The sequence below is a fragment of the Variovorax sp. dw_308 genome, assembly GCF_019207085.1.
Taxonomy (GTDB): domain Bacteria; phylum Pseudomonadota; class Gammaproteobacteria; order Burkholderiales; family Burkholderiaceae_C; genus Variovorax.
Genome location: NZ_JAATOM010000057.1, coordinates 1 through 6,940, shown reverse-complemented (window position 1 = coordinate 6,940; position 6,940 = coordinate 1). Strand labels below are relative to the sequence as shown.

2 protein-coding genes and 1 pseudogene are annotated in these 6,940 nt (G+C 72.2%); all 3 read left to right on the top strand.

What is annotated here, in order from left to right; translation table 11 throughout:
* Nucleotides 1-4,934: hypothetical protein (locus HCU76_RS35885; RefSeq protein ID WP_218512000.1), on the top strand; the 4,934-nt coding region annotated here is incomplete at its 5' end.
* Nucleotides 4,935-4,949: 15 nt separating this feature from the next.
* Entirely contained in the window at nucleotides 4,950-6,440 is a 1,491-nt protein-coding gene (locus HCU76_RS35880; RefSeq protein ID WP_213955767.1) for a hypothetical protein, read from the top strand.
* Nucleotides 6,437-6,940: pseudogene (locus HCU76_RS35875) on the top strand (hypothetical protein); the annotation flags it as partial. The gene HCU76_RS35880 and the pseudogene HCU76_RS35875, both read left to right, overlap by 4 nt.

Genomic DNA, 6,940 nt, shown 5'->3' with positions numbered 1-6,940 from the left:
CCGGCGTGGTCGGCGGCCTCGAGGTCAACCACCGGCTGGAGGCGGTTCCCGAAGCCGAAGGCGGCGGCACGCAGTTGCGCCTGTTCATCGAGCCCGGCCAGGCCCTGGCCGCCAGCGGCGAGGACGTGACGCTGATGCGCCCGATCTCCCTGCGCCTGGCCGACCTGCCGGTGCTGGCCCCGGCCGAGTGGTCCACAGCGGCAGGCCCGACACCGCCCGCCCCGCCACCCGACCCGACGGACCCCACGGACCCGACGCCACCCGTCGCGCTGCCCACGCTGAACTCGCGCAGCATCGGCGACCTGCCGCTGTCGCAATTGCTCGCCACGGCCGGCGCCCGCATGTCCCGCGTCGGCATCCTGGTGGCGCAGCCGGTGGTGGTCGATGTCTCCAGCATCGACCCCGACGACCCGTGCGACCTCTGCGCCTGCGGCGGTTCGGCCGAAGACGGCGCGAGCTACGAGGACGTGCGCATCGGCGACGGCCTGCGCCTGCTCTGGTACCCATGGCCCGAGGAATGGCAGCCGCTGCCGACCAGCGTGCTGCGCTTTCGCAATGCGCTGGCCCATGCCATCTTCGAGGCCGAGGCGAGGCTCGCGCCCGGCGAGGTGCTGCCCTGGGCCGATGCCGGCGTGCCGCTGGCCCTGATCGCGCTCGACACCGCTGCAACGGCCACCGATGCCACCCGCGTGATGCCGCTGTTCAGCGACCGCGCCAGCGTGGTGCGCCAGGGCGGCCGTGCGCGCGAGGCCCGTCTCCAGTCCGGGGCCACGCTCGACGGCCGCACGCCCCTGCTGGCTGACAGCCGCCTGCCCGCGCTGTGGCAGGCGCGCATCGAGCAGTTCGCCGAGCAGATCGCGGAACTGGGCGACCCGGCACCGCCGGCCGACCAGATGGGCGACCCTTTCCTCACGCTGCCGCCCTGCGGACTGCTGCCGACCAATGCGTTGAACTTTTCCACATGGCACAGCGACTTCTTTCCGCCGCTGTGCACGCTGGACGCCGTGCCGGTGCCGATCGAGCAACTCGATGCCGCCTTCCACGATGCCGCGGCGCTCGCGACGATCGACCTGTCGGCGCCCAACCGCGTCCGCATGCTGGTGCCCGTGCCGCAGGCCTCGTGGGAACCGCGCCTGCTGAAAACCGATGTGATCGACCCCGAGTTCGACACCACGCTCAACCGCTTCCTGCTGCGCCGCGCGCGTGAACTCGGCGCGCGCCAGGGCCTGCGCCAGGAACTCGCGCTGCTCACACGCGTGCTGACCGGCCAGCCCCAGACCGTGCCGGCCTACAACGACGACCCGCTCGCCGTGGAGACCGAGACCCTGCTGCCCTGGGGCCCGCCGCCGGTCGGTGGCGGCCACCGCAGCACGCTGCGCGCGGGCGCGCACCAGCACTACTTCGACAGCGCGACGGAGATCCTCACGCCCGGTGCCGCCGACGCGATGTCGCAATGGGTCTTCCTCGACCCCGACAACCCGCCGCGCATGCTGATGCTGCAATGGCATGTGCGCGGGCTCGACTGGGAGCATCGGGCGATCTGGGGCGAGGACCTGCTGCCGCAATACGGCGCGCCCAACACGGCCGGCCACCGCCTGATGGGCCCGCTGCCGGACCTCGGGCGCTGGGTGCAGCTCGAGGTGCAAGCCGCGCTCGTCGGCGCGGCCGGCGTCGCCATCGACGGCATGGCCTTCACGCTCTTCGACGGCCGCGCCGCCTACGGCATGGCCGGCACGCGCACGGCCAACCAGCAGCCCAAGTGGTTCTGCAACGTGCTGCCGCTGGGTGCGCGGCGCCAGGGCGACGAGCCCTGGGACCTGCTCACGCAGAACGACCTTTGGGCGCCCTTCGAACCGGCGCGCGGCGTGGTGCCGGCCATACCGGACAGCGTGCCGGCGGCGCCCGGCGTCGCCAACGGCGGCTTCCTGGAGCCTTCGGGCGTCGGCGTCCACCAGCATTACTTCGAAGGCGCCAACCCGCCCTTCACGCCGGGCGCGGCGGAACAGCTCTACGCCTGGGTCTACATCGACCCGAACGATCCGCCGCGCGAAGTGATGCTGCAGTGGCATGCCGCCGGCACCTGGGAGCACCGCGCCTTCTGGGGCGCCGACCTGATCGGCTGGGGCAACACCGACACGGTCTCGCGCCGTCGCAGCGGCGGCTTGCCGCTGCCCGGGCAATGGGTGCGACTGGTGGTGGCTGCAGCCGATGTCGGGTTGGCACCAAGCACACCCATCGACGGCATGGCCTTCGCCCTGCACGGCGGCAGCGCGGCTTTCGCGGCGACCGGCGCGGCGACGATCACGCAGACGCAGACCTCCACCGGCGCCACCCTCACCAACGTCGTGGAGCGACCGTGGTTCGCCTCCACCCTGCCACCGAACGCCCGTCCCTCCGGCCCCTGGGTGCCGATCGAGGCGCGCGACCTTTATGCACCGACGAACACATCGCGCATCGGCCGGGTGGAGTCGGTGGCCAGCCTGCTGGCCGATCCAGTGCTGTCGGTGCTGTCCGAGCAGGAGCGCGCACAACTGACGGTGCGCGGCCTCGGCCCCTTCGTCGACTACCTGCGCGCCCGCATCGACCGCACCGACGACCTGACCGACCACGGCTTCGTCAAGATGCAGACCGACATCTACCGTGTGCGGCAGTTGATGCTCAGCAGCACCGATGCCCTGCGCATTGCCGTGTCGCCCACGCTGGCGTCCATTGCCAAGGCCGAGACGGCGGTCGCCTCGCAGGCGCAGATCGCGAGCTACATCGCGGGCCTGAAGCAGACGACGGCGACCGTGCTGCGCGCCGCTGCTGCACCCGCCGCAGCCGCCGCGGCCGCGCCCCTGGTCGCGACGCCGCCGCAGGCCGCATCGCGCTTCTTCTCCAGTCCCGCCGTCAGCGCGGTCAGCGCGGTGAGCGCGGTGAGCGCGGTGAGCGCGGTCAACCTCAACCTCGCGGGGAAGCTCGATCTCGGGGTGAAGGTCGACGTCGCCCCAAGGATCAACGTGCGCGCCGACCTGTCCGCCAAGGCCGACTCGCCGGTGCAGCGGATCGCCGCGCTGGCGACCTACCAGCCGATCTACACGGTCAACATGCCCAGCCCGGTCGACGTGGTGCTTTCGGCGCCCGTGATCGGCAAGTCGCCGATCCGCACCACCGCCATCGCCGAGCGGCTGAAGGCTTCCGCCTCGCAGGAGGCACGCGACTACGCGCTGGCGACCCGGCGCGACACGGTGCTGAAGCTGGTGGGCCTGCTCAACGAGTTCATGGCCGAGGACGGCGGCGCGCCCTCCGGACTGTTCAGCGCGGTGCCGGGCGTGAGCGACTATTTCTATGTGTTCGGGCTGGAGAAGGACCCCATCCTCACGGGCGGATCCGACGACGACGTGAAGAACCGGCGCCGTCGGCTGCTGGATTTCCGCATCGATCCCAGCCTGCAAGGCAGGCTGGACGACTCGCCACCGCTGCCGGTCAACGCAGCCGGCACGACGCTGACGCTGGACGAATCGACGCTGTTCTCGCAGCTTTCCGACCTGTCCGACAACACCGTCGCGATGCTGCGCCAGCTCGAAGGCCGCATCAACGGCTATCGCAACGCATTGACGCGCTGCGAACTGGCCCTGACGGCGCTGCAAGGCGACCGTGCCGACGCCGCCTTGCGTGTCGGCGCCGCAGGCGACCGGCTGGCCGAGGCACGCCATGACGTGGGTGTCGCCCGCGCGCTCATTGCGGAGGAGCAGGCCCGCATCGACGCGGTCAACGCGCGCCGGGCACAGGTGCTGGCCGAGGAGGTGCGTTTCCTCGCCTTCATGCGGCCGCGCGAAACGGCCACGATGCAGGAACTGCCGCGCCGCGCCATCGACCCGGCCCTGGCCGAGGCGCCGGTGCCGGCCTGCCTGCGCGACCATGCCGACGTGCCCGACGAACTGGAGGAAATGCTGCGCGTGGTGCGCGAGGCGCCGGCGAGCTGGTTCGTGCACGCGCCGACCCTGCTGCGCCAACTCGACCGCAGCGACCTGCTGCTGCGCACGCTGCAGAGTTCGCAACTGCGCACCACGCTGGTCGCGCAACGCGTCAATGCCAGCGCGGCGATGACGGCCTCGCTCGGCGGCGCGTTGCGCAGCGCGACGCCGACCCTGGGCGTGTCGGTGAGCAACGTCATCGCCAGGCAGACGCCGTTGCTCGCGGCCCGCGTCAGCGCGGTCAACAGCATCGACCTGGTGCGCGCCGCATCGCTGAGCTGGCAGGCGCTGCATGCGCAGGCGGCCGAGGTGGTGTCGCTCGGCGACATCATCGACGGCGACCATGGCCGCAGCATCGTGAGCCAGCGCGCGGCCGACCTCTACGGTTCGATCGCGCAGGTCTGCGCCTGCCTGCATGCCGAGTTCTGCGGCGTCAGCGCATCGATCCGGCTTGACTGGGCCGAGCTGATGTCGCAATACGACGCCGCGCCGTCGCTGCGCAACGGGGCCAACCTGCCGCGCTGGAGCGAGATCGACTCGACCGACCGCCGCCAGATGCAGGCCTACATCGACTGGCTGTTCGCGCAGGTCGACCCGGCGAAGGACGATGCGCAATCGCTGGTCAGCGACGTGGTGCGCATGTGCCTGCTGCTGGCCAGCCATGCGCCCGTCGGCCGCATCGTGGCGGGCCGCATGCCGCGGCCCGCGGTGGGCGTGCGGCCGGGGGTGCGCATCCCGCTGGTCGCGCTCGACGCCGGCGACAAGCTGCGCGTGGGCATGCAGGCGATGCTCTATCGCGGCAGCAGCCTGGTGGCGCGCGCGGCGATCGAAGACGTGGGCAGCGGCGAGGTGTCGGCGCGCGTGCTGTCGACGGTAAGCGCCACGGTGGACCTGGGGCTGGACGTGCGCGTGCAGTTCGCCGCCGGTGAAGTGGTCAGCGCCAAGGCCGCGCGCACCGCGGCGATCGCGGCGCGATAGCCACAAGGGCAAGCCATGACCCGCACCGTGCGCCACCTGCGAATGCGCGTTCCCAGCGAATCGCATGCCTGGCAATTGCAGGCGCGGCTGGACGATGCGCTGCGCTGCGCAAGCCTGCCGGACACGGGCGAGCGCCTGCTGCTGGTGCGACGGCTCGACCTGGGCCGCATGCCCGCGGGATGGGGCGCGCAGCGGCTGTCCCTGCACATCGAGCGGTGCGTGCAGGCGGCGGGTTTGCATTGGGTCCACGGCGACGCGGCGGAGGCAGCCGAGGCCAGTGCGGTGTGGTTCGCGAGCCCCTTCGAGGCGATGCGCTGCTACGCCGTGAGGCTGGCGAGCGGCGCCGGGGCTGCCGCGTGGCACTGGCGTCTGGCGCTGCCTGCGGAAGTGCTTGCGCCGGATGCCGACGCGGGTGAGCGCCTGCGCCGCATCGTGCGGGAGCTGGTGTTGTCGCCGGGCGCGGTCAACACCGTGCCGGCGTTGCTGGAGGCATTGGCCGATGCGGGGCATGCCCGCTGGGCGCGCGCGCAGACGTTGCCTGCGCTGGGTGCGCTGCTGCGGGAGCATGGGGTCAGGCTGCCGCTGTCGTGGGCCGGGGGGCATCTGATGGCCGCCGGTCCCGAAAGCACGCCGTCGCGCGAGCGAGTTGCGGGAGCGGTGGCCTCCGAAGCTGATACGGCCGCGTTTGCAACCCCCATGAAAGCGGCTCCGCAAGACGCACCTCACGCGCAACCGACGCCTGCCACGCCCGCCCGACCCCGAGCGAGCGCACCAAGGCTGTCCCTGGCGGCGCAGGCATCTTTCGAAACTGCGCCGCCCGCGCCGGACGATACGTCGATGCAAGCTGCATTCGTGGTGACGGACCCGGCGATCGCCGACCCCGTCGCGCCGCGAAGCGGCGTGACGCTCACCGCCGCAGACGCGGCGACCCGGGGCCTTCACGCGCCGCCATCGGCCGCCATCGACGCGCCTTCGCCGCCGCCCTCGCGTCTGCACGACGACGGCGAGGCATCGCACCCCCGCATCCTCGAAGCCATCGGCCAATTCACTGCGGCCGGCGGCCTGCTGTGCCTGGTGCCCGTGCTGTCCCGAATGCGCATCGACGCGGTCGACAGCGAGCTGGCGCCCCTGGCGCAACGGCTCCTGCAACGCATCGCCGCCCGGCTCGACCTTCACGGCGACGACGCCACCTGGTCGCTCGCTGCCGCACTCGCCGCACCCGACGCCCCCCGCGCCGCCGATCTGCACGCGCGCACCACGCACTGGCTGAACACCCTTCGCCGCCACCTGCGGCTGCAATGCGGCATCGGCCTGGCCAGCCTCGCCCTGCGCCCCGGCTGGCTCGACTGGGGCCCCACCCACATCGACGTGCACCTGCCACTCGCGCAAGTCGACCTGCGCATACGCCGCGCCGGCCTCGACATCGACCCCGGCTGGGTGCCCTGGCTGCAGCGCATCGTCCGCTTCCACTATTTCAGCGGCAGGCAACCCGAGACCTTTCGATGAAACGCGACGAATCCCTGGCCGGCGCGGCGCCCACCATTGCCAGCGACGACCTCCCGCTGGCGCAACGCCTGCTGGCAATGCTCGCCCCCGGCAGCGCCTTGCCCGACGCCGCGCCGGAGGCCCACTGGCTGATGGCGCAGGCCGGCGCCTCGCCCTGGCTCGACCTGCCGAGCGCGTGGTCCGACTGGCGCGCGCGTCCACCCGCGGCCGACGCCCGCCTGCATCGCCTCGTGATGGCGCTTCGACTCAACGCGAGCGAGGCTTTCGCCCTCGCGCTGTCCCACGCGGCCGACAGTGACGTGATGCACAGCCGCGCGCTGGCCTGGCTGCAGGCGCCGTTGCGCGAGGCCCGGCCCACGCTCGGCCTCATCGCCTGCCTGGATGCGCAACGCGGCCTGGAAGCCGCCGCCTCTCTGACCGCTCTGCTCGACGGCGCTGCGCTCGCCTGCGGCCTCCTGCACATCGAGGAACCGGTGGATCGCGCCAGCTCGCGTGCCGAT

Excerpts from the sequence above, each read along its gene's own strand:
- HCU76_RS35880 (WP_213955767.1), top strand. The coding sequence starts at position 4,950 with ATGACCCGCACCGTGCGCCACCTGCGAATGCGCGTTCCCAGCGAATCG.